22 protein-coding genes are annotated in these 23,917 nt (G+C 65.4%); 15 read left to right on the top strand and 7 right to left on the bottom strand.

The window, feature by feature from the left end; all coding sequences use genetic code 11:
- The first annotated feature begins 77 nt into the window (after positions 1 to 77).
- On the top strand, positions 78 to 2,069 hold the full coding sequence (gene tkt / locus NFI08_RS07295) for a transketolase (RefSeq protein WP_108131765.1): 1,992 nt from the start codon (positions 78 to 80) through the stop codon (positions 2,067 to 2,069).
- 165 nt (positions 2,070 to 2,234) lie between these two features.
- Here the strand turns inward: tkt and NFI08_RS07290 are convergent, their stop codons facing one another.
- Positions 2,235 to 3,287, bottom strand: coding sequence for a class I fructose-bisphosphate aldolase (locus NFI08_RS07290; protein WP_045992244.1), 1,053 nt, complete (start codon positions 3,285 to 3,287; stop codon positions 2,235 to 2,237).
- A gap of 174 nt (positions 3,288 to 3,461) precedes the next feature.
- Here NFI08_RS07290 and NFI08_RS07285 point away from each other — a divergent pair, with 174 nt between their 5' ends.
- The 5 genes from NFI08_RS07285 (at position 3,462) to fba (ending at position 8,164) form a co-directional block, all read left to right on the top strand.
- On the top strand, positions 3,462 to 3,845 hold the full coding sequence (locus tag NFI08_RS07285) for a CidA/LrgA family protein (RefSeq protein WP_045992245.1): 384 nt from the start codon (positions 3,462 to 3,464) through the stop codon (positions 3,843 to 3,845).
- Positions 3,842 to 4,558 (top strand): LrgB family protein, encoded by a 717-nt coding sequence (locus NFI08_RS07280; protein WP_045992246.1) that lies wholly within the window; start codon positions 3,842 to 3,844, stop codon positions 4,556 to 4,558. The genes NFI08_RS07285 and NFI08_RS07280 overlap by 4 nt, the downstream gene beginning before the upstream one ends.
- 136 nt (positions 4,559 to 4,694) lie before the next feature.
- Positions 4,695 to 5,723: a type I glyceraldehyde-3-phosphate dehydrogenase gene (locus NFI08_RS07275; RefSeq protein WP_108449997.1), complete on the top strand. Its 1,029-nt coding sequence runs from the start codon at positions 4,695 to 4,697 to the stop codon at positions 5,721 to 5,723.
- Between the two features lie 67 nt (positions 5,724 to 5,790).
- On the top strand, positions 5,791 to 6,954 hold the full coding sequence (locus tag NFI08_RS07270; RefSeq protein ID WP_045992248.1) for a phosphoglycerate kinase: 1,164 nt from the start codon (positions 5,791 to 5,793) through the stop codon (positions 6,952 to 6,954).
- Positions 6,955 to 7,099: 145 nt separating this feature from the next.
- The gene (fba, locus tag NFI08_RS07265; RefSeq protein WP_045992249.1) at positions 7,100 to 8,164 is read left to right on the top strand and encodes a class II fructose-bisphosphate aldolase; all 1,065 of its coding nucleotides are present in this window, start codon (positions 7,100 to 7,102) and stop codon (positions 8,162 to 8,164) included.
- Between the two features lie 106 nt (positions 8,165 to 8,270).
- On the opposite strand, the gene NFI08_RS07260 is transcribed toward fba, so the two are convergent.
- Entirely contained in the window at positions 8,271 to 9,359 is a 1,089-nt protein-coding gene (locus NFI08_RS07260) for a hypothetical protein (RefSeq protein WP_108449998.1), read from the bottom strand.
- Positions 9,360 to 9,627: 268 nt separating this feature from the next.
- Positions 9,628 to 10,647 carry an AraC family transcriptional regulator gene (locus NFI08_RS07255; protein WP_108131769.1) on the bottom strand — a complete coding sequence of 340 codons (1,020 nt, stop codon included), beginning with the start codon at positions 10,645 to 10,647 and terminating at the stop codon, positions 9,628 to 9,630.
- A 276-nt stretch (positions 10,648 to 10,923) separates the two neighbouring features.
- On the opposite strand from NFI08_RS07255, the gene NFI08_RS07250 reads away from it, so the two are divergent.
- The 3 genes from NFI08_RS07250 to NFI08_RS07240 all read left to right on the top strand — a co-directional run bounded on the left by NFI08_RS07250 (position 10,924) and on the right by NFI08_RS07240 (position 13,642).
- Positions 10,924 to 11,445 (top strand): 2,4'-dihydroxyacetophenone dioxygenase family protein, encoded by a 522-nt coding sequence (locus NFI08_RS07250; protein ID WP_108449999.1) that lies wholly within the window; start codon positions 10,924 to 10,926, stop codon positions 11,443 to 11,445.
- Positions 11,446 to 11,567: 122 nt separating this feature from the next.
- Positions 11,568 to 12,659 (top strand): zinc-binding dehydrogenase, encoded by a 1,092-nt coding sequence (locus tag NFI08_RS07245; RefSeq protein WP_108450000.1) that lies wholly within the window; start codon positions 11,568 to 11,570, stop codon positions 12,657 to 12,659.
- Positions 12,656 to 13,642, top strand: coding sequence for a 3-hydroxyacyl-CoA dehydrogenase (locus NFI08_RS07240; protein WP_108450001.1), 987 nt, complete (start codon positions 12,656 to 12,658; stop codon positions 13,640 to 13,642). The genes NFI08_RS07245 and NFI08_RS07240 overlap by 4 nt, the downstream gene beginning before the upstream one ends.
- A 42-nt stretch (positions 13,643 to 13,684) precedes the next feature.
- Here the strand turns inward: NFI08_RS07240 and NFI08_RS07235 are convergent, their stop codons facing one another.
- The gene (locus NFI08_RS07235; protein ID WP_162816540.1) at positions 13,685 to 13,972 is read right to left on the bottom strand and encodes a DUF4235 domain-containing protein; all 288 of its coding nucleotides are present in this window, start codon (positions 13,970 to 13,972) and stop codon (positions 13,685 to 13,687) included.
- A 250-nt stretch (positions 13,973 to 14,222) separates the two neighbouring features.
- Here NFI08_RS07235 and NFI08_RS07230 point away from each other — a divergent pair, with 250 nt between their 5' ends.
- From NFI08_RS07230 to NFI08_RS07205, 6 genes are all read left to right on the top strand, one after another.
- Entirely contained in the window at positions 14,223 to 14,915 is a 693-nt protein-coding gene (locus NFI08_RS07230; protein WP_045992255.1) for an HAD-IA family hydrolase, read from the top strand.
- 261 nt (positions 14,916 to 15,176) lie between these two features.
- The gene (locus tag NFI08_RS07225; protein ID WP_349588336.1) at positions 15,177 to 16,262 is read left to right on the top strand and encodes a LacI family DNA-binding transcriptional regulator; all 1,086 of its coding nucleotides are present in this window, start codon (positions 15,177 to 15,179) and stop codon (positions 16,260 to 16,262) included.
- Positions 16,259 to 17,221, top strand: a complete 963-nt coding sequence (locus NFI08_RS07220; RefSeq protein WP_349588333.1) for a sugar kinase — start codon at positions 16,259 to 16,261, stop codon at positions 17,219 to 17,221. The genes NFI08_RS07225 and NFI08_RS07220 overlap by 4 nt, the downstream gene beginning before the upstream one ends.
- 200 nt (positions 17,222 to 17,421) lie before the next feature.
- Positions 17,422 to 18,399 (top strand): 2-hydroxyacid dehydrogenase, encoded by a 978-nt coding sequence (locus tag NFI08_RS07215; protein ID WP_349588330.1) that lies wholly within the window; start codon positions 17,422 to 17,424, stop codon positions 18,397 to 18,399.
- Positions 18,400 to 18,424: 25 nt separating this feature from the next.
- Positions 18,425 to 19,132, top strand: a complete 708-nt coding sequence (locus NFI08_RS07210) for an HAD family hydrolase (protein ID WP_349588327.1) — start codon at positions 18,425 to 18,427, stop codon at positions 19,130 to 19,132.
- 240 nt (positions 19,133 to 19,372) lie between these two features.
- On the top strand, positions 19,373 to 20,548 hold the full coding sequence (locus NFI08_RS07205; RefSeq protein ID WP_045992260.1) for an acetyl-CoA C-acetyltransferase: 1,176 nt from the start codon (positions 19,373 to 19,375) through the stop codon (positions 20,546 to 20,548).
- A 161-nt stretch (positions 20,549 to 20,709) separates the two neighbouring features.
- Here NFI08_RS07205 and NFI08_RS07200 read toward each other — a convergent pair whose 3' ends face one another.
- From NFI08_RS07200 to NFI08_RS07190, 3 genes are all read right to left on the bottom strand, one after another.
- Positions 20,710 to 22,251: a sodium:solute symporter family protein gene (locus tag NFI08_RS07200; RefSeq protein ID WP_349588324.1), complete on the bottom strand. Its 1,542-nt coding sequence runs from the start codon at positions 22,249 to 22,251 to the stop codon at positions 20,710 to 20,712.
- Positions 22,244 to 22,546, bottom strand: a complete 303-nt coding sequence (locus NFI08_RS07195) for a hypothetical protein (protein WP_205254740.1) — start codon at positions 22,544 to 22,546, stop codon at positions 22,244 to 22,246. Before NFI08_RS07195 ends, NFI08_RS07200 begins: the two co-directional genes overlap by 8 nt.
- Positions 22,547 to 22,661: 115 nt before the next feature.
- Positions 22,662 to 23,894 (bottom strand): MFS transporter, encoded by a 1,233-nt coding sequence (locus tag NFI08_RS07190; RefSeq protein ID WP_253028440.1) that lies wholly within the window; start codon positions 23,892 to 23,894, stop codon positions 22,662 to 22,664.
- Between the last annotated feature and the right edge of the window lie 23 nt (positions 23,895 to 23,917).

Here is a 23,917-nt window from a genome sequence, read left to right as displayed (position 1 = left end):
TCCTTGACGCCGCTGCGCCGCCCCCACCGGGCAGGCCAACGTCAGATTGCCACTTTGCCCCAGGCGAGGAGCCCTCAATGCCGTCCCGTTTCGAACTGGCCAACGCCATTCGCGCCCTTTCCATGGATGCCGTCCAGAAGGCCAACTCCGGCCACCCCGGAGCCCCGATGGGTATGGCCGATATCGCCGAGGTGCTGTGGAACGACTACCTCGTTCACAACCCTGACGATCCCAAGTGGGCCGATCGCGACCGTTTCGTGCTGTCCAACGGCCACGGCTCCATGCTGCTGTACTCCCTGCTGCACCTGTCAGGCTACGACCTGGGTCTGGAAGAACTGCAGAACTTCCGCCAGCTCCACGCCAAGACCGCAGGTCACCCCGAGTACGGCTACGCTCCCGGCGTCGAGACCACCACCGGCCCCCTCGGCCAGGGCCTGGCCAACGCCGTCGGCATGGCCATGGCAGAGCGCACCCTGGCGGGTCAGTTCAACCGCCCGGGCCACGAGATCGTCGACCACTACACCTACTGCTTCCTCGGCGACGGCTGCCTGATGGAAGGCATCTCCCATGAGGTCGCCTCGCTTGCCGGCACCCACCAGCTCGGCAAGCTGATCGCCTTCTACGATGACAACGGCATCTCCATCGACGGCGAGGTCGAAGGCTGGTTCACCGACGATACCGCCAAGCGCTTCGAAGCCTACGGCTGGCACGTGGTACCGGCGGTGGACGGGCACAAGCCCGAGGAGATCAAGGCCGCCATCGAGATGGCCCGCACCCAGCAGGATCGCCCGACCCTGATCATCTGCAAGACCGTCATCGGCTTCGGCGCCCCCAACAAGCAGGGCAAGGAAGAATGCCACGGCGCGGCACTCGGCGAAGAGGAAGTCGCAGCGGCGCGCAAGCAACTCGACTGGCCCCACGCGCCCTTCCATATCCCCGAGGATATCTACCAGGGCTGGGACGCCTGCGAGCGTGGCCAGAAGCACCAGGCCGACTGGCAGGCTCGCTTCGAGCGCTACCAGCAGGAGCACCCGGAGCTGGCCCGCGAATTCCTGCGTCGCCAGAAGGGTGAATTGCCGAGCGAGCTCAACAGCGAAGCGCTGGTCGAGGCCGCCCAGGAGAAGGGCGAGTCCGTGGCCTCACGCAAGGCCTCGCTGAACTGCCTCAACGAGCTCGGCCCGCAACTGCCGGAGCTGCTGGGTGGCAGCGCCGACCTGGCGCCTTCCAACCTGACCTTCTGGAAGGGTGCCGAGGCCATCAGCGCCGAAGCAGCAGGCGGCAACTACCTGCACTACGGGGTACGCGAGTTCGGTATGGGCGCCATCATGAATGGTATCGCCCTGCACGGCGGCTTCGTGCCCTACGGCGCCACCTTCCTGATCTTCATGGAATACATGCGCAACGCCGTGCGCATGGCGGCGCTGATGAACCAGCGCGCCATCTTCGTCTACACCCACGACTCCATCGGTCTGGGCGAGGACGGCCCGACCCACCAGCCGATCGAGCAGCTGACCAGTCTGCGTACCACCCCGAACCTGTGCACCTGGCGTCCCTGCGATGCGGTCGAGACCGCAGCCGCCTGGGCCCACGCGGTCAAGCGCAGCGCCGGCCCCACCGCGCTGGTACTGTCCCGTCAGGGCCTGCCTCACCAAGAGCGCAACAAGAGCCAGCTGGCCAACATCCAGCGCGGTGGCTACGTACTCAAGGACAGCGAAGGCACCCCTGAGCTGATCCTGATCGCCACCGGCTCCGAGGTGACACTGGCCATGCAGGCCGCCGAAACCCTGGAAGCCGAAGGCAAGCAGGTGCGCGTGGTATCGATGCCGGCCACCGACGTCTTCGACAGCCAGGACGCCGACTACCGTGAGTCCGTCCTGCCGCGCAGTGTTCGCGCCCGTCTGGCCATCGAGGCAGGCCATCGCGACTACTGGAGCAAGTACGTGGGCCTCGACGGTGACACCATCGGCATGTCCAGCTTTGGCGAGTCGGCCCCGGCGGGCGACCTGTTCAAGCACTTCGGTTTCACCGTGGACAACCTGGTGGAACGCGCCAAGGCGCTGCTGGGTTAAGTCCAGCGCGGGCCGGCACGCCCGGCCTGTTGCGACCGAAAGCGTGACCAGCAGAAACGAGCAGGGGCACGGCTTAGGCCGTGCCCCTGCTGTATCTAGCGACCTTGATGGTCGGCCTAGGCGGCCTGATCCTCTATCCTGCGCGGTTGTTGAGGCAGGCTTGGATCAGGCGATGGTGACATCCGGCGCCAGATAGACGTCCTGAATGGCGTTGAGCAGGCTTACCCCGTCGCGCATCGGCTTCTGGAAGGCCTTGCGCCCGGAGATCAGGCCCATGCCACCGGCCCGCTTGTTGATCACCGCGGTACGCACCGCCTGGGTCAGATCGCCTTCTCCGGTGGAGGCACCGCCGGAGTTGATCAGCCCGGCACGCCCCATGTAGGCGTTGGCCACCTGATAGCGGGCCAGATCGATCGGGTGATCGCTGGTCAACTCGCTGTAGACCTTCTCGTGGGTGTTGCCGAAGCCGATGGTACGATAGCCATCGTTGTTCTCGGGCAGCTTCTGCTTGACGATGTCCGCCTTGAGCGTCGCCGCCAGGTGGACCGCCTGACTGGTGAGGTCGGAGGCCACATGATAGTCGGTGCCCTCATGCTTGAAGGCCGGGTTACGCAGATAGGCCCACAGCACCGTCACCATGCCCAACTCGTGGGCGCGCTCGAAGGCCGCGCTGATCTCTTCGATCTGGCGACGGCTCTCGGGGGAACCGAAGTAGATGGTCGCACCCACGGCGACGCACCCCATGTCGAAGGCCTGGTCGACCTCGGCGAACAGGGTCTGATCGTAGATCGCCGGATAGGTCAGCGTCTCGTTGTGGTTCAACTTGAGCATCATCGGGATGCGGTGGGCATAGCGGCGCGCCACCGACGACAGGCCACCCAGGGTAGAAGCCACGGCGTTGCAGCCGCCCTCGATCGCCAGCTCCACAATGTTGGCCGGATCGAAGTAGATCGGGTTGGGTGCGAAGGAGGCGCCAGCGGAGTGTTCGATCCCCTGATCCACCGGCAGGATGCTGAGGTAACCGGTGCCCCCCAGACGGCCATGGTTGAACATCGTCTGCATGCTGCGCAGCACCGCCGGCGAGCGGTCGGAGTCCATCATCACCCTGTCGACGAAGTCCGATCCCGGCAGGTGGAGTTGCTCCTTGGCGATACCGCGACATTCATGAGTCAAAAGGTCCTCTGCCTCGGCACCCAGCCAGCTGGCAATATCACTCATCATCAATCTCCCTGTCATGCCCGACCCCGTCGGGCGGTAGGCGAATAGTCAGTCTACACAGGGTAGCGGATGACGCGCTGCAACGAGAGCCCCTGCTGACCAAGGCACCATGAGTCGGCACAATGGCTCAATTCCCCTGGCCCCGGCCAGTGACAATGACCCAAGAGGATTGCAATGTCCGTGTTACGAGGCTTTTTATGGCTTTCGCTGTTGTGGCTGGTCGGCGACCTGGTGGTCAGCCTGGGTGAACTGCCGCTGTCCCCCGGCGTCGTCGGACTGATGCTATTGACTGGTGTCTTCGTACTACGAGGCCGCATGCACGAAGACGTGGCAGCGGCGGCACAGCCGCTGATCATGCTGCTGGCGATGCTGATCATGCCCGGCGTGGTCGGGGTGTTCTGGGTGCTCGACCAGATCTCGGGGCACTGGCTCGCCGTGGGGCTGGCGCTGACCCTGGGCACCCTGCTGAGCGTTGCCAGCACCCTGTGGCTGATGCGCCGCCTGCTGCCGGCGACGCCCTCCGAGGCGACCACCACCGCCCAAGGAAAGACCTCATGAACCTCGCCGTGGTCGATCACCTCGATACCCCAATGCTGGCCATCGCCCTGTCCATCGGCGCCTACTTGGCCGGCATGGCGCTGTTTCGGCGGCTCGGCTCTCCCGGCTGGTGCCCGCCGGTACTGCTGGCCTCGTTGCTGCTCGCCGCGACGCTCAAGGCGGCCGGCATCGCCTACGTCGACTATCGCCAGGGCGCCCAGTGGCTGATGCTGTTGCTGGGCCCGGCCACGGTGGCCCTGGCGGTACCGCTCTACCAGCAGATGCACCACATACGCGCGTTGTGGCGGCCGCTGCTGGTCTGCCTGCCGGTGTCGACGGTGCTGGCCGCCTGCTATGCGTTGCTGATCGCCTGGGCACTGGGGGCGCCGCCGGAACTGCTGGCCTCGCTGGCACCCAAATCGGTGACCGCTCCCATCGCCATGGGCATCACCGAGCGCCTGGGCGGCTCCGTGCCGATCCTGATGGGGGGATTGTTGATCACCGGCGTCGCGGCCACCGCCTGCGTCAGCCTGTTCGGCCGGCTCTTGAAAATCACCGATCAGCGCCTGCTGGGGCTGGCACTGGGCATCAACGGCCACGCCATCGGTACTGTGCGCGCCTTCGAGCTGGGCCCCACCGCCGGTGCCTTCGCTTCTCTCGGCATGACGCTGACCGGGGTGTTGACGGCGCTGATGATGCCGCTGGCCTGGCGCCTGGCCGGCATGCTCGGCTGAACCGATTCAGCTTTATTTTTATGCTACCTGCGCGGTTTTATGCCCAGTGTGACGCCGCTGGAGCCGCGACGCGCGGGGCGATTTGAGATAGACTTTCGCGCCTGTGTCCATCCCTCCGTGGAGAGTATCGAGCCCCATGGCCCAGCGTATTGCCATCAATGGCTACGGCCGCATCGGCCAGTGCGTCCTGCGAGCCCTCATCGAACGCAACGACCCCAGCTTCGAGGTGGTGGCGATCAATGAGCTCTCGGGACTCGATACCATTACCTACCTGACTCGCTACGACACCACCCACGGACGCTTCCCCGGCCGGGTGGAAAGCCGCGACGGCCATCTGATCATCAACGGGCATGCGATCCGGGTGCTGTCCGAAGAGGACCCTGACCGCCTGCCCTGGCGGTCACTCGGCATCGACCTGGTGCTGGAGTGCTCCGGCAGCTTCAAGGATCGCGCCACCGCCGAGCGCCATCTCGCGGCAGGAGCCGGCCGGCTGTTGTTCTCCCAGCCGGCAGAAAGCGACGTCGACGCCACCATCGTCAGCGGCATCAATGACGACGACCTGACGCCCGACGCCCGGGTGGTCTCGGCAGCGTCCTGCACCACCAACTGCCTGGTGCCGATCCTGACCGTGCTCGACGAGGCGCTGGGCATCGAGCACGGTGTGACCACGACCATTCACTCGGCCATGAACGACCAGCCGGTGATCGATGCCTACCACCAGACCGATCTGCGCCTGACCCGCTCGGCGATGCAATCCATCGTGCCGGTGGACACCGGCCTGGCCCGAGGCATCAATCGCCTGATGCCGCACCTGGCGGAGCGCTTCGAGTGCCTCCATGTACGGGTGCCGACGATCAACGTCTCGGCCATGGACATGTCCATCTGCGTCAAGCGCGATACCTCGGCCAGCGAGGTCAATCGACTGCTGCGCGAGGCCAGCGAGTCACGGCTTCCTGACCTGCTGGGGTATACCGAGGAGCCCATGGCGTCCATCGACTTCAACCACGATCCCCGCTCCGGTATCGTAGACGCCACTCAGACGCGGGTGGCCGGTGGCCGCCTGCTCAAGCTGCTTTGCTGGTTCGACAACGAATGGGGCTTCGCCAACCGCATGCTGGACGTGGCCGGGCGCCTCGCCAGCCTTCCCCGGGTTCCCGAGCGATGACACCGCCACTGACCAGCCGTTGCCATTCGCTGTCTCCCTCAGACTTTCCAGACGAGGATCTGCCGACATGAACGTGCGCAAGATGACCGATCTCGACCTCAAGGGTCAGCGGGTACTGATTCGCGAAGACCTCAACGTACCTGTCAAACACGGCCAGGTGACCAGCGATGCCCGTCTGCGCGCCAGCTTGCCGACCATCAAGGCAGCTCGCGACGCAGGTGCCAAGGTGCTGCTGATGAGCCACCTAGGCCGCCCCACCGAAGGCGAGCCGGCCGACGAGTTCACCCTGGCACCGGTGGCGGCCTACCTCGGTGACCTGCTGGACTGCCCCGTGCGCCTGGTGACCGACTATCTCGAGCAGGAACCGAGCCTGGAAGACGGCGACGTGGTACTGCTCGAGAACGTGCGCTTCAACCAGGGCGAGAAGAAGGACGACGAAGCCCTGGCCAAGCGCTACGCCGAGCTGTGTGACGTCTTTGTGATGGACGCCTTCGGTACCGCCCACCGTGCCCAGGCCTCGACCCACGGGGTGGCCCGCTTCGCACCGACCGCCTGCGCGGGCCCCTTGCTGGCCGCCGAACTCGATGCCCTGGAAAAGGCGCTGGCGACTCCCAGGCGCCCGATGACCGCCATCGTCGGCGGCTCCAAGGTCTCGACCAAGCTCGAGGTGCTCAACGCCCTGTCCGAGAAGTGCGACCAGCTGATCGTCGGCGGCGGTATCGCCAACACCTTCATCGCCGCGGCGGGTCACAACGTCGGCAAGTCTCTTTACGAGGCCGACCTGGTGGACAAGGCCAAGGCGCTGATGGCCAGGGTCGAGATTCCGCTGCCCACCGATGTGGTCGTGGCCACCGAGTTCTCCGACTCCGCCGAAGCCGTCACCAAGCCGGTGGACCAGGTCGCCGACAACGAAATGATCCTCGACATCGGCCCGGATACCGCCGCCCGCCTGGGCGACATGCTCAAGAGCGCCGGCACCATCCTGTGGAACGGCCCTGTCGGGGTGTTCGAGATCGACCAGTTCGGTGGCGGCACCGAGGCCCTGTCCAAGGCCATCGCCGAAAGCGACGGCTTCTCCATCGCCGGCGGCGGTGACACCCTGGCAGCCATCGACAAGTACGGCATCGCCGAGCAGGTGTCCTACATCTCCACCGGAGGCGGCGCCTTCCTCGAGTACGTCGAGGGCAAGGAACTGCCGGCGGTCAGCGCCCTCGAGGCGGCCGCTCGCTGAGGTTTGCCGAAAAAGCAGCGGCGCTCGCCGGTGCTTTCTACCAAGCCTAAGCCCCGGGGCCGGCCATCGCCGGCCCTTTGACAACCCAAGCGACATGGGCGCGACAGCATCGCGCTCTCGACCTCTTCAAGAATCAGGTACCTCCATGGCACTCGTCAGTATGCGCCAATTGCTGGACCACGCCGCCGAACATGGCTACGGCGTGCCGGCCTTCAACGTCAATAACCTCGAGCAGGTTCGCGCCATCATGGAAGCCGCGGACGCCACCGATTCCCCGGTGATTCTGCAGGCCTCCGCCGGCGCCCGTAAATACGCCGGCGCCCCCTTCCTGCGCCACCTGATCCTGGCCGCCGTGGAAGAGTTTCCGCATATTCCGGTGGTCATGCACCAGGACCACGGCACCAGCCCCGCTGTGTGCCAGCGCTCGATCCAGCTCGGCTTCTCCTCGGTGATGATGGACGGCTCCCTGGGCGAGGACGGCAAGACTCCGGCAGACTACGACTACAACGTCGACGTCACCCGCCGCACCGTCGAGATGGCCCACGCCTGTGGCGTCTCGGTAGAAGGTGAGCTCGGCTGCCTGGGCAGCCTGGAAACCGGCATGGCCGGAGAGGAAGACGGCATCGGCGCCGAGGGCAAGCTGAGCCACGACCAGCTGCTGACCGACCCGGAAGAGGCCGCCGACTTCGTCAAGGCCACCGGCGTCGACGCCCTGGCCATCGCCATCGGCACCAGCCACGGCGCCTACAAGTTCACCCGTCCGCCCACCGGCGACACCCTGTCGATCCAGCGTATCAAGGAAATCCACGAGCGCATCCCGGATACCCATCTGGTCATGCACGGCTCCTCCAGCGTGCCCCAGGAGTGGCTCGAGGTGATCAACGCCAACGGTGGCGCCATCCCCGAGACCTACGGCGTCCCGGTGGAAGAAATCGTCGAGGGCATCAAGCACGGCGTGCGCAAGGTCAACATCGACACCGACCTGCGTCTGGCCTCGACCGGTGCGGTACGTCGCTTCCTGGCCGAGAACCCGGCAGAGTTCGACCCGCGCAAGTTCCTCAAGCTTACCGTCAGCGCCATGAAGGACATCTGCATCGCCCGCTACGAAGCCTTCGGCACCGCCGGCAACGCCAGCAGGATCAAGCCGATCAGCCTGGAAGGCATGTTCGAGCGCTACGCCCGAGGTGAACTTGATCCAAAGGTGAAGTAAGCGTCGATCAGGTTCCCGCAGCGGTAACGCAAAACGCCCCATGCCGGCAAGGCTTGGGGCGTTTCGTTGTGCGCCGCTGGTACAACACCAAACCGCTCGTCAGGTGTCAGCAGGTAGACTCTTCCAGCCGTCGCCGCAACGGAATATTGGCCTCCGTGCGGGCCGAGGACACCGGTAGCTCGGCGCGAATGTCCTCGATGGCATTGAGCAGCGGCTCCAGCGCGGTGAGATGGCGCGGAGCACGCAGTCGCCTTTCAAGCGCCCGATAAACCTCATCGGGGTCTTCTCCCGGCGCCTGGCTCGAGGTAAAGGGAGCGCGCAGTGCGGGAGTCGCCACCGAGACCGGCTCGAATAACCGCGCGTAGGGGTCTTCGCCGGACCAGGTCAGACACAGCAGATGATCCCGGGTGACCTGAACGTTCAGTTCCGGATAACTGCGGGCAAGACGCACGAGACAGTCAACGACATCATCGGTAAGAAACGCCGCCAGGGCGTCATGTTCCGCCGTGCAGGCGACGAAGTAGCGAGAAAAGGCGCCCTCTCCCCAGCGTTCGCCGGTGGAACCGTGGTGCAACAGTCGCCACTTGCCCTCTCGCGGGTTGCAAAGATCCACCGCCGCCACCTCGAAGAGATCGCAGATCAGGCCGTTGCGATGATAGGTCCGACGGTCCTTGTCCATGCCCTCGTCATAGGCGAAGCGATAGACCCAGTATTCGCCACCGACGCGCTCATCAGCAGCCCTGCGGCAGTACTCAAGCTCGCCATTGTCCGCATAGGTACGCTGAAAGTCGGTGATCTTTCGCCGGAGCGTCGTCAGCATCGCATCAAGATCGACATCGGGCTCGGCCAGTCGAAAGTCGAGCTCCGCCGCACGCCGCACCAACAGTCGCAGGAAGGCGGCCACCCGCTCGGTGGCGTGCCAGTCGAAACCCAGCAAGGCTGCCCCGACCAGCGCCAGCGGAATCAGCCACGGCCAGGAGAGCCCTCCCGCCAGGGTGATGATAAAGCCGAGCGTGCCCAGCAACAGGCAGAGAAGCCCCAGCGCCAGAATCGTGGAGGAAGGACGCGGATTGAGCGACACGTCCTCGTCCCGGGCGCGATCCAGGATCTGGATCAGCGACTCCCGTGATCTGGCCGCTTCCGCGGCATGCTGCTCGCGGCGCGTAAACCGATATGCCTTCCATAGCGGCGTCATCGTCGCGCCTCTCCTTCGCTCATGGTGATAGCTCTCTTGATGGCAACCTTGATGACAGTGATGTCAGCAGCAACAAGTCTAGTGTCCACCAAGACCTGGGCGCCCCTTGGCATGGCCACATCAGGGGTACACGGGCCGTCCCCATGGAGAGTGAAACACATCCTTCGGACCACACCCGGCTGCAGCTGTGCTGAAGCGATAACCTAAGCGCACTTCAGCGCAATCGCCTCGCGCCCACCACCCGGGCTGCCGACTCGAAGACCAGCGCCTAACCTGCGCCGTTCGATCTCCGCCGCTGGTGCTGGCGCCAGCGACTCGGCGCAACCCCAAACCAGCGGCGACAACCTCGCGTCAGCGCGCTCAACTCGGAGTAGCCCAGCAGATTCGCGATATCGGTCAACGGCAGCGACGTTTCCCGAAGATAATGAATCGCCAACTGCCTGCGGACCTCATCGACCAGATCCTGGAAACATCGCCCCCTGGTGGCCAGACGTCGCTGCAGCGTTCTCGGGTTCAGCGCCAGTCGCCTGGCGATGTCATCGAGTCCAGCGCCCCCCTGCCCCAGCTGCTGACGGATTTGCCACGACACTTCATCGACCAGATCTTGAGGGAGTTGTTCCGGCCGATAGGTCAGATACTGCTCCATCAAGCGATGCAGACGTCCGTCGGCGGTCACCAGAGGACGCTCGAGGTCGGAACATTCCAGCAGCCAGCCATCGGAAGGGCTGTTGAAGGTCGGCACCACCCCCAGCAAACGTTGATACAGGAGCGCAGGCACGCTGGGGGACGTCGCCAGATAGATGGCCCTGGGACGCCACTGCGGCCCCAGCAGCAACGACAGCAGGCGCTGGCCGACGCCTACCGGCAACTCGCTGATCTGGCGACCGGGAGCCGCCCCGCCCCCCACCATGGTGTAGCTGAGAAAGGCTTGGCGGGGGCCACGTTCGATGTCGATGACCGCACTGCTCGAGTGGGCGGAAAAGTGATCTGCCAGCGCCTCCAGCGCCAGGCCGACCGTGGCGGCATTCTGAATCAGGTAGAGCAAGGGTCCGAAGATATCGACTCCCTGGTACTGGCCGAACTTCAGGCCGAACAGCGAATCTCCGGATGCTTCGGCACAGTTTTCGAGCAGCATCGCCAGACTCGAGAACTCGATGATGCTTTCCGGCGACTCCAGCAACGAGAGCGATAGTCCCACCCTGGCAAGCTGGGCCTCGGGGTCGATGCCCTGCTGGCGCGCGAAGTTGGCGAAACCGTGCAGTGACGACGCTCGCGAATAGTCGGCCATGCTCTCTCCCTCAGCCTGACTTCCTTACCACCTACGTTGCTCGGATGCTGATTCTCTCTTCAATTTTCGAAGCGGTTCATCGTTTTCGAGGCGGTTGATCCTGGGGCTCTTGCCTCCAGCGCGCTTGGCCTGGCCCTCTCCATCTAAGGTCTAGCCCTGAGTGTCGTGCAAGGTCAAATCCTTGTCATCAAATGTCAAATCGGAGGATGTCTTGCAGACGAGGATGATGCTTCGAAGACGTTTCTTTGATCCATCCACGACAAGAGCGACAACAAGATGCCATTTCCTTTCCAGATTTCGACCCATGATGCCCTGTTGACCCTGGATACCCAGGAACTCCCCATCTATGAAGACGCGCTGCCAGGCATCCCCGGCGTCGACGTCCAGCCGCTGTTTCTCGACCCGCACAACGGCGTCTGGGTGCTGCGGGTGAAGTTCAAACCCGGTGTGGTGCTGCCCAAGCACTACCACACCGGTACGGTGCACTTCTTCACCCTGTCGGGACGCTGGCACTATCTCGAGTATCCCGATCAACCCCAGACCGCCGGCTGCTACCTGTACGAGCCCGGCGGCTCCATCCATACCTTCGCCACTCCCGCCGACAATGACGGGATCACCGACACCTTCATGGTCGTCGAGGGCGCCAACGTCAACTTCGATCAGCAAGGCAACTATCTGGGGCTGATGGACGCCAGCAGCATCATGGGGCTCATCGATGCGCTGATCACCGAGCGCGGCCTCGACCCGGCGCGCTATGTCACGCCTCCCCAACCGCACTACACCGACGCGCCGCGCTAGCCCGCCAAGATCACGCCTCCACGCGGCGTCAATCGACAAGACTCCCTACAACAATTGCGCTCGGTATGTGTCCCGCCAGGCAGGTGCCGCGGGGCCCGTCATCGACGCCAAGGAGATTCCCCATGCGCGCGATCGTCCTGCGCAACGAGCGACTCGGCCTCGAGTCACTGCCCGACCCGACGCCGGAAGCGGGAGAAGTGCTGGTCAAGACCCTGGCCTGCGGTATCTGCGGCAGCGATCTGCACATGGCAGATCACTGTCACGATGCGCTGGCGGGGCTTCGCAAGGGCCGCGTTCCAGTAGCCTTCGAACCGGACCAGGGCGTGGTCTTCGGCCACGAATTCTGTGCCGAGATCCTCGACCACGGCACCGGCAGCGACAAGCGATACAAGGCCGGAACCCGCGTCTGCTCGGTGCCCTACGCGGTCAACGCCCAAGGCTTTCATCACATCGGCTATGCCAACGCCTACCCCGGCGGCTTCGGCGAGCTGATGCGCCTTCAGGAACACAGTCTGCTGGAGGTGCCCGGCGATTTGCCCAGCGAACTGGCGGCACTGACCGAGCCACTGGCCATCGGCCGCCACGCCGTCGCCAGAGCCCGGCTCGCCGGAGGCGAAGTGCCGATCGTGATCGGCTGCGGTCCGGTCGGCCTGTCGGTGGTGATGGCGCTGAAGGCGGCCGGCTTTGGCCCGGTGGTGGCCACCGACTTCTCCCCCCATCGGCGCCAACTGGCCGAGTGCCTGGGTGCCGATATCGTTGTCGATCCGGCCGAACGTGCCCCCTTTGATTGCTGGCTCGAGGCCGCAGAAGCGCCACAGGGCTTCGACATGTACGGCCCCACGGCAATGCTGTCGATCGGCGCTCAGCCCAGGCCTTGCGTGGCCTTCGAGTGTGTCGGCGTGCCCGGTCTGATCGCCCGAACCATGCTCGACCTGCCACCAAGAAGTCGGCTGGTGGTGGTCGGCGTCTGCATGCAGACCGACCAGATCGAGCCGATCGTCGGTATTGGCAAGGAGCTGGACCTCAGCTTCTCGTTCGGCTACCGCCCCGAGGAGTTCGCTGCCACCCTCACCGACCTCGCCGACGGCCGCCTCGACGCCGCCCCCTTGATCACCGACCGCGTCACCCTCGACGGGGTCCCTGCGGCCTTCGAGACGCTTCGCCATCCCGGAGATCACGCCAAGATTCTGATCCAACACGGAGACAGAACATGACCCCGAGCCTTTCCTCTTCTCTCGAAAATGGACCACACAGGCTGTGCGTGCTGGGTGGCGGCGTCCTGGGTGGCCAGATCGCCTGGCACAGCGCCTTCAAGGGCAAGAGTGTCATCGTCTATGACATCGACGACACGGCGCTGGAGCGCTGCCGCGCAAGCCATGACCACTACGCCGGCATCTATCAGGCCGACGTGGGCGCCAAGCCCGAAGCCATCGCCGCCACCCGCGCGCGGCTCGCCTACACCAGCGACCTGGCCGAAGCGGTGGCCGACGCCGAACTGGTGATCGAAGCCGTACCCGAAGATCCCGAGATCAAGCGCCAGCTGTACCGGACCTTGTCACCGCTGCTCGGCCCCGAGACCCTGATGGCAACCAATTCCTCGACCCTGCTGCCCGCCGACTTCGCCGATGACAGCGGACGCCCGGAGCGCTACTGCGCGCTGCACTTCGCCAACCTGCTGTGGATCATGAATGTGGCCGAGGTGATGGCTCACCCACGCACATCACTCACTACCCTGGAGTCGGTTACGCGCTTCGCCATCGACATCGGCATGATCCCCATCCCGGTCGAAAAGCCGCGCAACGGCTATCTGATCAACAGCTGGCTGGTGCCACTGCTGACAGCTTCCCTGACCCTGCTGCGTGAGGGCGTCGGCAGCGCCGAGATGATCGACCGCACCTTCATGAAGATGTGGAGCTCTGCAGCGGGGCCCTGCGGCATGATGGACATCATCGGCATGAAGACGTGCTTCGACGTCAGCCACCACTGGGGAGAGGTCAACGACAACGACGAAATGCGGGCCAACGCCGACTTCCTCCATCAGCATTTTCTTGCCAGCGGAAAGCTCGGTCTGCCCAGTGGCGAAGGCTTCTACCGCTATCCCGCCCCCGCCTACTCCCAGAGCACCTTCATGGCGGTCCCCGACCACAGCGAAGCAGGTCACATCGCGGCCCAGGTGCTCAAGGGCATGGCGGGTTGACCCAGGAAGGGGCGGTGGGCGACGCCCCTTGCTGTAGTGTGATCAACGCTTGCCGGGCAGCAGCCTGGTAGAGCGCCCGCCCTTGCGGGTCTTGTCCAGCGCCTTGCGCCCGGCGCTACGGCCCACTACGCGGGCCACGCCGACCATCACGCCGGTGGCGGCTCCCCACAGGATCGCCTCGCGCCACTCGACGTCGTCGCGATCCGGATTTTCCGGCGGTTCCTTGTCCGATACCTTTTGATAGGCACGCTTGGCGGCCTTGCGTGACATCACGCTGGCCCCCACCGCGGCCGCGGACCCCACGATGGACCACAGTGTCTCTTCTTTCATGAGTACCTCCTTGAACCATGGCCGGGGCCATCCCGCCCCGAGAATGTGGTGTTTCGAACACCGCTGTGTTTCAGCATAGCGAAGAGGTCCTCGCCGCCTCAAATCCCCCATTTCCGCACCGCAATAGTGCGGACTGCGCAGCGTGAAAAAACAGTGTTCAAAAATTGTGGTTTTCGACTTCGAACACAGGCAGACTCCGCAGAAATCTGCAACACTGTTCGATAACGCAACGAATCGCGAGGTCGCCTCCATGGCTCGCCCCCTCTGCCTGCTGTTCGACTGTGACGGTACCCTGGTGGACAGTGAACCCCTGCTGGCCGCCGAGATGGCCGTCAGCCTCTCCGCCGCCGGACTGCCGTTCCGGGCCGAGGACTATATGGGCGACTTTCGCGGCGCGCGCTTTCGCAATATCGTCGCCACCCTCGAGGCACAACATGGTCAGGTCGATCCGGACCACCTCGAGGTGCTGGAAGCGAGCATGCGCGCCAACCTCAACCGCCGCCTGGCCACCGACCTGACCCCCATCGCCGGTGCCACCGAGGCCCTCGCCGCGCTGTCACACTACCCCATGGGCGTGGTTTCCAACGGCCCCGAGAACAAGGTGCGCACCTCACTTGCCACCGTGGGCCTGACCGAGGTGTTCGGCAATCGCCTGTTCAGCGGCTACACCGCCAACTGCTGGAAGCCGGACCCCTGCCTGTACCTGCATGCCGCCAGCATCATGGGCTTCGCCGCTGAGGACTGCATCGCCATCGATGACGCCATCGTCGGAGTCAACGCGGCCCTGGCCGCAGGCATGACCGTGGTCCACCTCAATCGCTTCGCCGATGCCGAAGAAACACCCGAAGGCGCCCACATGATCACCAGCATGTTCCAGCTGCCGACGGTCATCTCACGGCTGCAGAAGGATCGCGACAGACACGCCATGCTCTCCAGCGGTTAGCGGCCGCCACCGTTTCCCCGAATGCCCGACAACAGTCGGGCCTTTTCATTGATGTGCATCACCTCAAGACCTTTGTCTAAGGCACGCCCGGTTGCCGGCTCGGGCTCGAAGCACCTAAGCTTGCTAGCCAATGGGAACGTTCCCATGACGTATTTCACCGTTCTGTCGCTCTCGCATCGCCCTGCCTGCTCTGCTGAACTCGTCAGGGCATGCTGGCGACACTAGTCAACGGGCGTTGCCAATCCATCCAAGAGCCCATCCATGAACGACCGCCCTCGACCCGCCACCATCCTCGAAGTCGCCCGCCAGGCTGGCGTCTCCAAGACCAGCGTCTCGCGCTACTACAGCGGTGAGCGAGAACGGCTGTCCGGGGCCATGCGCGAGCGTATCGTCGCTGCCGCCACAGCGCTGGGCTACCAGCCCAACCCCATGGCCCGGGGCCTCAAGGGAGGCCCCTCCGGCCTGGTCGGCATGCTGGTGGCCGATATCCGCAATCCTTTTTCGGTGGCGATCATGCATGGCGTCGAACAGGCCTGTCGTCAGGCGGGACTGTCGTTGATGGTGTGCAACAGCGATAACGACCTCGAGCAGGAGCGCCAGCAGCTGGCGCTGCTGTCGTCCTACCGTATCGAGGGCCTGGTGGTAAACGCGACCGGCCGCCACAGCGACGCCCTCGCCCAGCTGGCCGACAGCGGCACGCCGCTGGTACTGCTCGATCGCAGCCTCGCCGACGTCCATGCCAACGAGGTAGGGCTCGACAACGACGCCGCCATCGACATGGCCATTGCGCACTTGCGCGAACAGGGCTACGGGCGCCTGTTGTTCATTACCGAACCGCCGGCCCAGGCCAGCTCTCGTCAGGCTCGTCTGGAGCGCTTCAACCAGCGCTGCCGTGACGGCTCGCTATCCGGCGACACCTTGGTCATCGAGCTTGGCGATCGCCAACGCCTGGACCAGGCATTGGCTCGATTTGTCGATAGCGCAGGCGATTCCCGCCCGGCGATCCTCTGCGCCAATGGCCAGGTAACCCTGGCACTGACCCGACGCATGAAGGCCCTCGGCTACCTCCTGGGAGAGATCGGGCTGATGGGTATCGACGAGCTAGAGTGGTGTGACCTGACCGAACCGGGCATCACCACCCTGGCCCAGCCCACCGGTGCCATCGGTCAGGCCGCCGTCGACTGCCTGCGCGCCCGTGCCGTCGGGCCTCGGCAGGCGCCGCAGCGTGCGACCTTCGCCCCGACGCTGATACCAAGGGGCTCTACTCAGCCTCCTGCCAACGCTTCCGTCACTGTGGAGCCTTCCTCAGTGTCTTCCTCGTCTTCCACCTCAGAGAGAACCTCATGAACCACCCAACCCCCGACATCCTTACCTTCGGCGAGGCCATGACCCTGTTCGCCGCCGACGCACCTGGCGACCTGGCCGAGGTCGAGCGCTTTTCGCGCAGCTGCGCCGGCGCCGACACCAACGTGGCCATCGGCCTGTCACGGCTGGGCTTCAAGGTGGGCTGGCTCAGCCGGGTCGGCGACGACTGTTTTGGCCGCTACCTGCGAGCGAGCCTGGAGCGCGAAGGCCTCGACTGTCGCCACCTGATCACCGACGCCGAGCACGCCACCGGTCTGGTGTTCAAGGAGCGCGCGGTGGGTGGCGCGGACCCCAGAGTCGAGTACCGTCGCCACAACAGCGCCGCCAGCAAGCTGTCGCCGGCCGACGCCCAGGACGTCGACTTCAGCACCCTGCGCCATCTGCACGCTACCGGCATTCCGCCGGCGTTGTCCGCCAGCTGCCGTGAACTCTCGCAGTTTCTGCTCGAAAAGGCCCGCCAGCATGGCACCAGCGTGTCCTTCGATCCCAACCTGCGTCCGACCCTGTGGGCCAGCGAAAGCGAGATGCGCGACACCCTCAACGGCCTGGCCGCCCAGGCCAACTGGGTACTGCCCGGTCTGTCCGAGGGCCAGTTGCTGACCGGCCAGACCAGCGCCCACGATATCGCCGGCTTCTACCTGGATCAGGGTGCAGACGCCGTGGTGATCAAGCTAGGCCCGGAGGGCAGCTACTACCGCGGCACCCTGACAGGGCAAGACGAAGCCTTCACCGTGGCCGGTGTCCCGGTGGAGACGGTGGTCGATACCGTCGGCGCCGGGGATGGCTTCGCCGTGGGCTTCGTCAGCGCCATGCTCGATGGTCTCGATCCACGCCAGGCGCTCAAGCGCGCCAACCTGATCGGCGCCGAGCAGGTCCAGGTACCGGGCGACATGGAAGGGCTACCCGACCGCAGCCGCCTGAGCCAGCTCGAGGACGCCTGACCCGTAGACGCAACGATGGCCCACCGAAGGAAAGCCTGCGGTGGGCTCCGATCCTGGCCAGCCTCCTGCGTTGGCACTCCCACCTCCCTGGGCAGGTCGACAAGACAGACTCCCCCCTGTTGTGCGACAAAGGTCCATTCTCGTTGCAACAATAGCGACAACGACAGATACAACGACAGCTACACCAACAAGAGCACCCCATGACCAAACGCATCCTGGTATTTCGCGAGATCAACCAAGAGCAGCTCGACGCCCTGCGCGAGGAGTTCCACGTGGACTACCTGCCGGGCGTCTCGCATACCGAGGACCCTGCCTTTGTCGACGCCCTGTCACGGGCTCATGGCCTGGTTGGTTCAAGCCTCAAGATCACCTCCTCGCTGCTCGACAGGGCGCCGAACCTCGAGGCTATCGCCAGCATCTCGGTGGGCTACGACAACTATCCCGTCGACGAGCTGACCCGCCGCGGCATCCTGTTGTGCAACACCCCTGACGTCTTGACCGAGACCACCGCCGATACGGGCTTTCTGCTGATCATGAGCACCGCACGGCGAGCCGTCGAACTGGCCGAGCTGGTCAAGCAGGGCAACTGGAAGGAAAGCATCGGCAAGCCGCTCTATGGCAGCGACGTCCACGGCAAGACTCTGGGCATGGTCGGCATGGGCCGTATCGGCGCCGCCATCGCCCGCCGCGGCGCCCTGGGCTTCGGCATGAAGATCCTCTATACCAAGGCCTCACCCAAGCCCGAGCTCGAGCGAGAACTTGGCGCCCAGCGCCGCGAGCTGGAAGAGCTGCTCGAGCAGGCCGATTTCGTCTGCGTCACCGTGCCGCTCTCCCGCGAGACCGAAAAGCTCTTTGGCGCCGCCGAGTTCCTGCGCATGAAGCCCGGTGCCATCTTCGTCAACCTGGCCCGTGGCAAGGTGGTAGACGAAGCCGCCATGATCGCGGCGCTGCAAGACGGCACCCTGCACGCCGCCGGCCTCGACGTCTACGAGCAGGAGCCGCTGCCCGCAGACTCACCGCTGCCGCACTTGGCCAATGTGGTCGCCCTGCCCCATATCGGCTCGGCCACCCACGAGACGCGTACCGCCATGGCCCAGCGCGCGGTGGACAATATCCGCCTGGCGCTCCAGGGTGAACGCCCGCTGAGCCCGGTCAATGACGAAGTGCTGACGCGCTGAATCCCCCTCTTCCCGCGAGGTATCCATGTCCGACACCACCGCCCCCCTCTGCCTGCTGTTCGACTCCGACGGCACCCTGGTCGACAGCGAGCCGCTGCTCGCCCGGGCCATGGCCGAGACCTTCCCCGACTTCGGCCTGCCGTTCACGCCCGAGCAGTACATGGAGGAGTTTCGCGGCGTGCGCTTTCTCGACATCGTGCTCGAACTCGAGCAACGCTTCGGCGCCCTCGATGACGCCCGGCGCGACGTCATGGAGGCTCGCCTGCGGGGCAACATGGCCGCGCGCATGAAGGCCGAGCTGACCCCGGTCCCGGGCATCCCGGAAGCCCTTGCAGCGCTTTCCGGCTACCCCAAGGCGGTGGCCTCCAACGGACCGCTGGCCAAGATCCGCCTGGCCATGGCAACCAGTGGACTGGCGCCGCACTTCGGCGACAACCTCTACAGCGCCTACGAGTTGCAGGTATGGAAGCCGGACCCCGGGTTGTACCTCGCCGCCGCCGAAGGCATGGGCGCCGAACCGGAGAACTGCGTGGTGATCGACGACGCTGCGGTGGGGGTGGAAGCCGGACTCAAGGCCGGCATGCAGGTCATCCACATCAACCACTTTCCCGACGAGGAGCACACCCCGGAGGGCGCCATCGCCATCACCCACGCCAGCGAGCTGGTGACGGCCATCGAGCGCTTGAGCCTGGAGCGGCGAGGTCACCAGCGGGGCGTCGCCGCCACCGAGTGACCGGGCCAGGGCGCTGCGAGACACTCGTCCAGGCCCCCCAGACCAACCGGAGGTATTTTCGCCACTCTTTGCTACTTTAGCGATCGTCGGTGCTCTATGCGCGATTGACCACAACGGCTCGCGAATTGATCTTGATCGCTATACTAAAGTCCCCCGTCGAAACCGGGCACACAGGGATTGCCGCGTTGCACAAGGCTCCCTATGCTGACGGGACAGCCCCTTAAAGTCAGGAGACACTCCATGCAAGAAGTGGTGATCGTTGCTGCACGCCGTACCGCCGTTGGCGCCTTCGGTGGCTCCCTCGCCGGCATTCCCGCCAGCGACCTTGGCGCCGCCGTGATCAAGGACGTGCTGGCACAGACCGGCGTCAAGCCGGAACAGGTCGACGAGGTCCTGCTGGGGCAGGTGCTGACCGCAGGTGTCGGCCAGAACCCCGCCCGTCAGGCGTCCATCAAGGCAGGCCTGCCCGACGCCGTGCCCGCCATGACCATCAACAAGGTCTGCGGCTCCGGCCTCAAGGCCCTGCATCTGGGCGCCCAGGCGATCATGCTCGGCGACGCCGAGGTGATCATCGCCGGCGGTCAGGAAAACATGTCGGCTTCCCCGCACGTGCTGCCCAATTCACGCAACGGCCAGCGCATGGGTGACTGGAAGGCCATCGATACCATGGTCCATGACGGCCTGTGGGACGCCTTCAACAACTACCATATGGGCATCACCGCCGAGAACCTCGGCGAGAAGTACGGTGTCACCCGCGAGGAGATGGACGCCTTCGCCGCCGCCTCCCAGCAGAAGGCCGCCGCCGCGATCAAGGAAGGCCGCTTCAAGGGCCAGATCGTGCCGATCGAGATTCCCCAGCGCAAGGGCGACCCGGTGGTCTTCGACACCGACGAGAACCCGCGCGAAGTGTCCGCAGAAAAACTCGGCACCATGCGTCCGGCGTTCAAGAAAGACGGCAGCGTGACCGCCGGCAACGCCTCCTCGCTCAACGATGGCGCCGCCGTGGTCATGCTGTGCTCCGCCGAAAAGGCCAAGGAGCTCGGCCTGGAGCCGCTGGCACGCATCAAGGCCTACTCCAACGCCGGCGTCGACCCGGCGATCATGGGCATCGGCCCGGCCCCGGCCACCCGCCGCTGCCTCGAGAAGGCTGGCTGGAGCATCGATGAGCTGGATCTGGTCGAGGCCAACGAGGCCTTCGCCGCCCAGGCCATCTCGGTCAACAAGGAACTCGGCTGGGATACCGACAAGATCAACGTCAACGGCGGTGCCATCGCCCTTGGCCACCCGATCGGCGCCTCCGGCTGCCGCGTGCTGGTGACCCTGGTCCACGAGATGATCGCCCGCGACGCCAAGAAGGGCCTTGCTACCCTGTGTATCGGTGGCGGTCAGGGCGTGGCGCTCGCCATCGAGCGCTGATCGGCGTCTCGACGCAAGAGGGCGCTGACCGACAGGCCCTCGCCAATCAAGCACTTGCGAAGTAAGCACTGCCCAGATAGGCCCCTGCCCAGCAGGGGCCTTTTTCATGCCACTTTGAGCGCCCCCCAGGACGCGCTCGCTGTCGCCTCGGGCGCCAGGGCTCATACCCCGTTGTCTACCGCCCTACCTCTTGTCCCTCGACCCTGACGCTCTTCCCGGTGGGCTCCCCACCGCTTCTGGGACCAGGCCGGCGCCGCCAGACGGAAGAAGCGCTCGACCACTGATTCATCGGTGGGGGCGCTTGCAAGGCTCGTCACGACGAACACCGGCAGGTTGACCAACAGCCCCCAGAAGCCGGCATGGATGCCCAGCGGATGCGGCCACAGGGTGATGCAGGCCACCGTCACCACAAAGCCCGCCAGGATGCCGGCGGTCACGCCGCGAGCGTTGGCCCGGGGCCAGAAGAACATGCCGATGAAGGCTGGCAGCACCTGGGAGGCGAAGCCGAGACCGATCAGCAGGATCATCACCAGGCTCCCCGGCTCGGCGATCGCCAGCGGCGCAATCACCAGCGCCATCAAGGGCACGATCAAGCGCTTGGCCCAGCGCCCGGCACGCTCATCGCTGAAGCCGGCCCAGGGTCCGATCACGTCGCGGCTGAGGCTCAGCGCCACCGAGTGGATAAAGGGCTCGGACGAGGACATCGAGGCGGCCAGGGTACCGGCGCCGAGCAGGCCTACCAGCAGCACTGGCAAGTTGGCCATGGCGTACTCGAGCACCACGGTATCGGCACGCTCGAGCCCCGGCAGGGCGAAGACGCCGATAAAGCCCACCGTGACCAGCGGCAGGATCACCAGATAGTAGCTGGGCAGCCAGGTGGCAGAGAGGCGCAGGGTGCGCGCCGAGGTGGCGCTCATCCACTGGGTCCACACCGGCGGCATGAACGACAGCATCGAGACGATGATCGAGGTGGTCCAGAAGGCAAAGCTCATGTCGCCACCGGCGCCGGGAAGGGTCAGAAACGCCGGGCGCTCGGCGAGGGCCTGACGGTACACCTCGTCAAATCCCCACTGACCGGTGGCGCTGTGGGTGGCCCACAGACCGACGGACCAGGCCACCGCGAACATCAATATGCCCTGGAAGACGTTGGTACGACCGATGGCACGCTGTCCGCGCAGGGTGAGATAGACCGCAATGGCGCCGAGCACGATCACCACACCCAGCCAGATCGGGATGCGCCCACCACTCATCACGTTGAGGATGTAGGCCGAGCCGATGGTCTGCAGCACCGCGTAGGCCAAGGAGCCGATCGCCATCACCAGCGCCGCCAGCGCACCGAGCCCCGGGCTCTGGTAACGATCGGCGATGGCACTGGCCTGGGTAACATGGCCGAAGTGGGCACCGAAGGCCCACACCCGGGGGCCGAAGTACCAGGCCACCAGTGCCAGATAGCCCAGGTAGACCACCACGTAGAACACCGGCACGCCCTTGGCGTAGGCCCAGCCCGGCGCCCCCATGAAGGTGTAGGCACTGACGCTGCCGGCGGCGATCAACAGATACAGTGTGACCGGGCCCATGCTGCGCCCGGCCACGCCCCACTCCTCCAGCGCGTTCGACGAGCGCCCGGCGCGACCGCCCAGGCCGATGACCAGGGCCAGCAGGACGTAGCCCAGGGTCAGACTCAGCGGCAACCACTCACTCATCGTCGACCTCGCCCTCTCCCACCTTTCCGATCCTTGTGCGCGTATCGCCATTGCCAGCGTGCTCACCGGCTTCGTCCTGACCTCGATGGAGCAGACGGTTGCCCAGCAGCATCGTCAGCGTACAGCCAACCAGGATCAGGTAGCTCCAGGCCACCAGCGCCGGCAGGCCCAGCACCAGCCGCGCTTGATTGACCAGCGCGATCACGGGCCAGATACCCGCAGCAAAGACGGCGACGGCCGCCACCAGCACCAGCCAGCCACGCAGGCTCGCTGGCACAACAAGGGAAGAAGACATCGAGGCTCCTCGACTCACGGTAAGTCCATCATCAAACAACAAGAACGAAAGCGAGCCGAGGTTACCCTCTGCCACGACTCGCCATAAGGGCTGACGCCCTGCGCCATGCCCGGGATCAAGTCCGCGACGTCGTCCCGGGCGGCCTGGTTTCCTGCCGGCTGACCACCCGCGCAGGGGTCACCGCGATCAGCAGCGCCGCCGCCACGAACAGCCCTCCCGCCGCCAGCAGCACCGCCGATAGTCCGAGCGCATCCACCACCTGGCCGCCGGACAGGGCGCCGAGGCCGATCGACAGGTTGAACACGAAGGCCATCATGGCGGTGGCCGCCTCGGGATTGGTGGCCGAGCGCAGGATCCAGGTCTGCAGGCTGACCGAGATACCGCCGAACACCAGCCCCCACAGCATCAGCAACACCGTGGCGCTGAACGGGCGGATACCCAGCCAGGGAAAGGCCAGAGTCGTGGCCGCCAGCACCAAGGGTATCAGCAGCACCGTGAGGTAGGGCCGGCGACCGGCGAGGCTACCGGCAATGAAGTTGCCGGCGAGCCCCGCCGCGCCGAACAGCAGCAACAGGCGAGAGACATCGCCCAGCGCTACCCCGCCAAGACGCTGCAGGATCGGGCTGACAAAGGTATAGGCGCCAAAGTGGCCGACCACGATAAGCGCGGTCGCCAGGGCGCCGATGCACACGCCGGGCACCCTGAGCTGGCCACCAAGGCTCGCCAGTCGTACCGGCTTGCGGGCGGGCAGGCTCGGCAACAGGCGCCACAGCCCGATGCACACCACCACACTCAGCCCGCCAAGAGCGGCGAAGGCGGTGCGCCAGTCGCTGACATCACCCAGCCAGGTCCCCGCCGGCACCCCCAGCACCGTGGCCGCGGCGACACCGCTGAAGATCAGCGACATCGCCCGCGGCACCTGCTCGAGCGCCACCAGCCTGCCGGCGAGTCCGCCGGCGATGGCCCAGAAGCCGCCGATGCAGCAGCCGATCAGCACCCGGGTGGCCAGCAGCCAGCCAAAGCTGTCCATCAACGCACCGAGGACACTGGCCAGGGCCATCAAGGCCATCAGCCCGGTCAGCAGGTAGCGGCGATCGAGGCGCCCCACCGCCACCGGCAACAGCGGCGCGGCGAACGCCGCCACGACGCCGGGCACGGTGATCATCAAACCCGCCTTGCCCTCGCTGACGTCCAGCGAGGAAGCGAGCTGGGACAACAGCCCGATGGGGAGCTGCTCGGCGGTCACCAGCAGAAAGATGCCGGCCATCACACTGACCACGGCCCACCAGTCGCGGCGACGGGTGGTGGCCTTGGCGGGCGCGGCCGAAGAGGAATCGAGTTGCGTCATGTCCATCTCATTACCGCCCGGTG

The organism is Halomonas sp. EF61, assembly GCF_040147045.1.
GTDB lineage: Bacteria > Pseudomonadota > Gammaproteobacteria > Pseudomonadales > Halomonadaceae > Halomonas > Halomonas litopenaei.
The sequence above is the reverse complement of the archived record's forward strand: the minus strand, read 5'-3'. Positions and strand labels throughout refer to the sequence as shown.

Bases quoted from the DNA above. Each gene is read 5' to 3' on its own strand.
- tkt (WP_108131765.1), top strand. From the start codon at position 78: ATGCCGTCCCGTTTCGAACTGGCCAACGCCATTCGCGCCCTTTCCATG.
- NFI08_RS07290 (WP_045992244.1), bottom strand. From the start codon at position 3,287: ATGAGTGATATTGCCAGCTGGCTGGGTGCCGAGGCAGAGGACCTTTTG.
- NFI08_RS07285 (WP_045992245.1), top strand. From the start codon at position 3,462: ATGTCCGTGTTACGAGGCTTTTTATGGCTTTCGCTGTTGTGGCTGGTC.
- NFI08_RS07280 (WP_045992246.1), top strand. From the start codon at position 3,842: ATGAACCTCGCCGTGGTCGATCACCTCGATACCCCAATGCTGGCCATC.
- NFI08_RS07275 (WP_108449997.1), top strand. From the start codon at position 4,695: ATGGCCCAGCGTATTGCCATCAATGGCTACGGCCGCATCGGCCAGTGC.
- NFI08_RS07270 (WP_045992248.1), top strand. From the start codon at position 5,791: ATGAACGTGCGCAAGATGACCGATCTCGACCTCAAGGGTCAGCGGGTA.
- fba (WP_045992249.1), top strand. From the start codon at position 7,100: ATGGCACTCGTCAGTATGCGCCAATTGCTGGACCACGCCGCCGAACAT.
- NFI08_RS07260 (WP_108449998.1), bottom strand. From the start codon at position 9,359: ATGACGCCGCTATGGAAGGCATATCGGTTTACGCGCCGCGAGCAGCAT.
- NFI08_RS07255 (WP_108131769.1), bottom strand. From the start codon at position 10,647: ATGGCCGACTATTCGCGAGCGTCGTCACTGCACGGTTTCGCCAACTTC.
- NFI08_RS07250 (WP_108449999.1), top strand. From the start codon at position 10,924: ATGCCATTTCCTTTCCAGATTTCGACCCATGATGCCCTGTTGACCCTG.
- NFI08_RS07245 (WP_108450000.1), top strand. From the start codon at position 11,568: ATGCGCGCGATCGTCCTGCGCAACGAGCGACTCGGCCTCGAGTCACTG.
- NFI08_RS07240 (WP_108450001.1), top strand. From the start codon at position 12,656: ATGACCCCGAGCCTTTCCTCTTCTCTCGAAAATGGACCACACAGGCTG.
- NFI08_RS07235 (WP_162816540.1), bottom strand. From the start codon at position 13,972: ATGAAAGAAGAGACACTGTGGTCCATCGTGGGGTCCGCGGCCGCGGTG.
- NFI08_RS07230 (WP_045992255.1), top strand. From the start codon at position 14,223: ATGGCTCGCCCCCTCTGCCTGCTGTTCGACTGTGACGGTACCCTGGTG.
- NFI08_RS07225 (WP_349588336.1), top strand. From the start codon at position 15,177: ATGAACGACCGCCCTCGACCCGCCACCATCCTCGAAGTCGCCCGCCAG.
- NFI08_RS07220 (WP_349588333.1), top strand. From the start codon at position 16,259: ATGAACCACCCAACCCCCGACATCCTTACCTTCGGCGAGGCCATGACC.
- NFI08_RS07215 (WP_349588330.1), top strand. From the start codon at position 17,422: ATGACCAAACGCATCCTGGTATTTCGCGAGATCAACCAAGAGCAGCTC.
- NFI08_RS07210 (WP_349588327.1), top strand. From the start codon at position 18,425: ATGTCCGACACCACCGCCCCCCTCTGCCTGCTGTTCGACTCCGACGGC.
- NFI08_RS07205 (WP_045992260.1), top strand. From the start codon at position 19,373: ATGCAAGAAGTGGTGATCGTTGCTGCACGCCGTACCGCCGTTGGCGCC.
- NFI08_RS07200 (WP_349588324.1), bottom strand. From the start codon at position 22,251: ATGAGTGAGTGGTTGCCGCTGAGTCTGACCCTGGGCTACGTCCTGCTG.
- NFI08_RS07195 (WP_205254740.1), bottom strand. From the start codon at position 22,546: ATGTCTTCTTCCCTTGTTGTGCCAGCGAGCCTGCGTGGCTGGCTGGTG.
- NFI08_RS07190 (WP_253028440.1), bottom strand. From the start codon at position 23,894: ATGACGCAACTCGATTCCTCTTCGGCCGCGCCCGCCAAGGCCACCACC.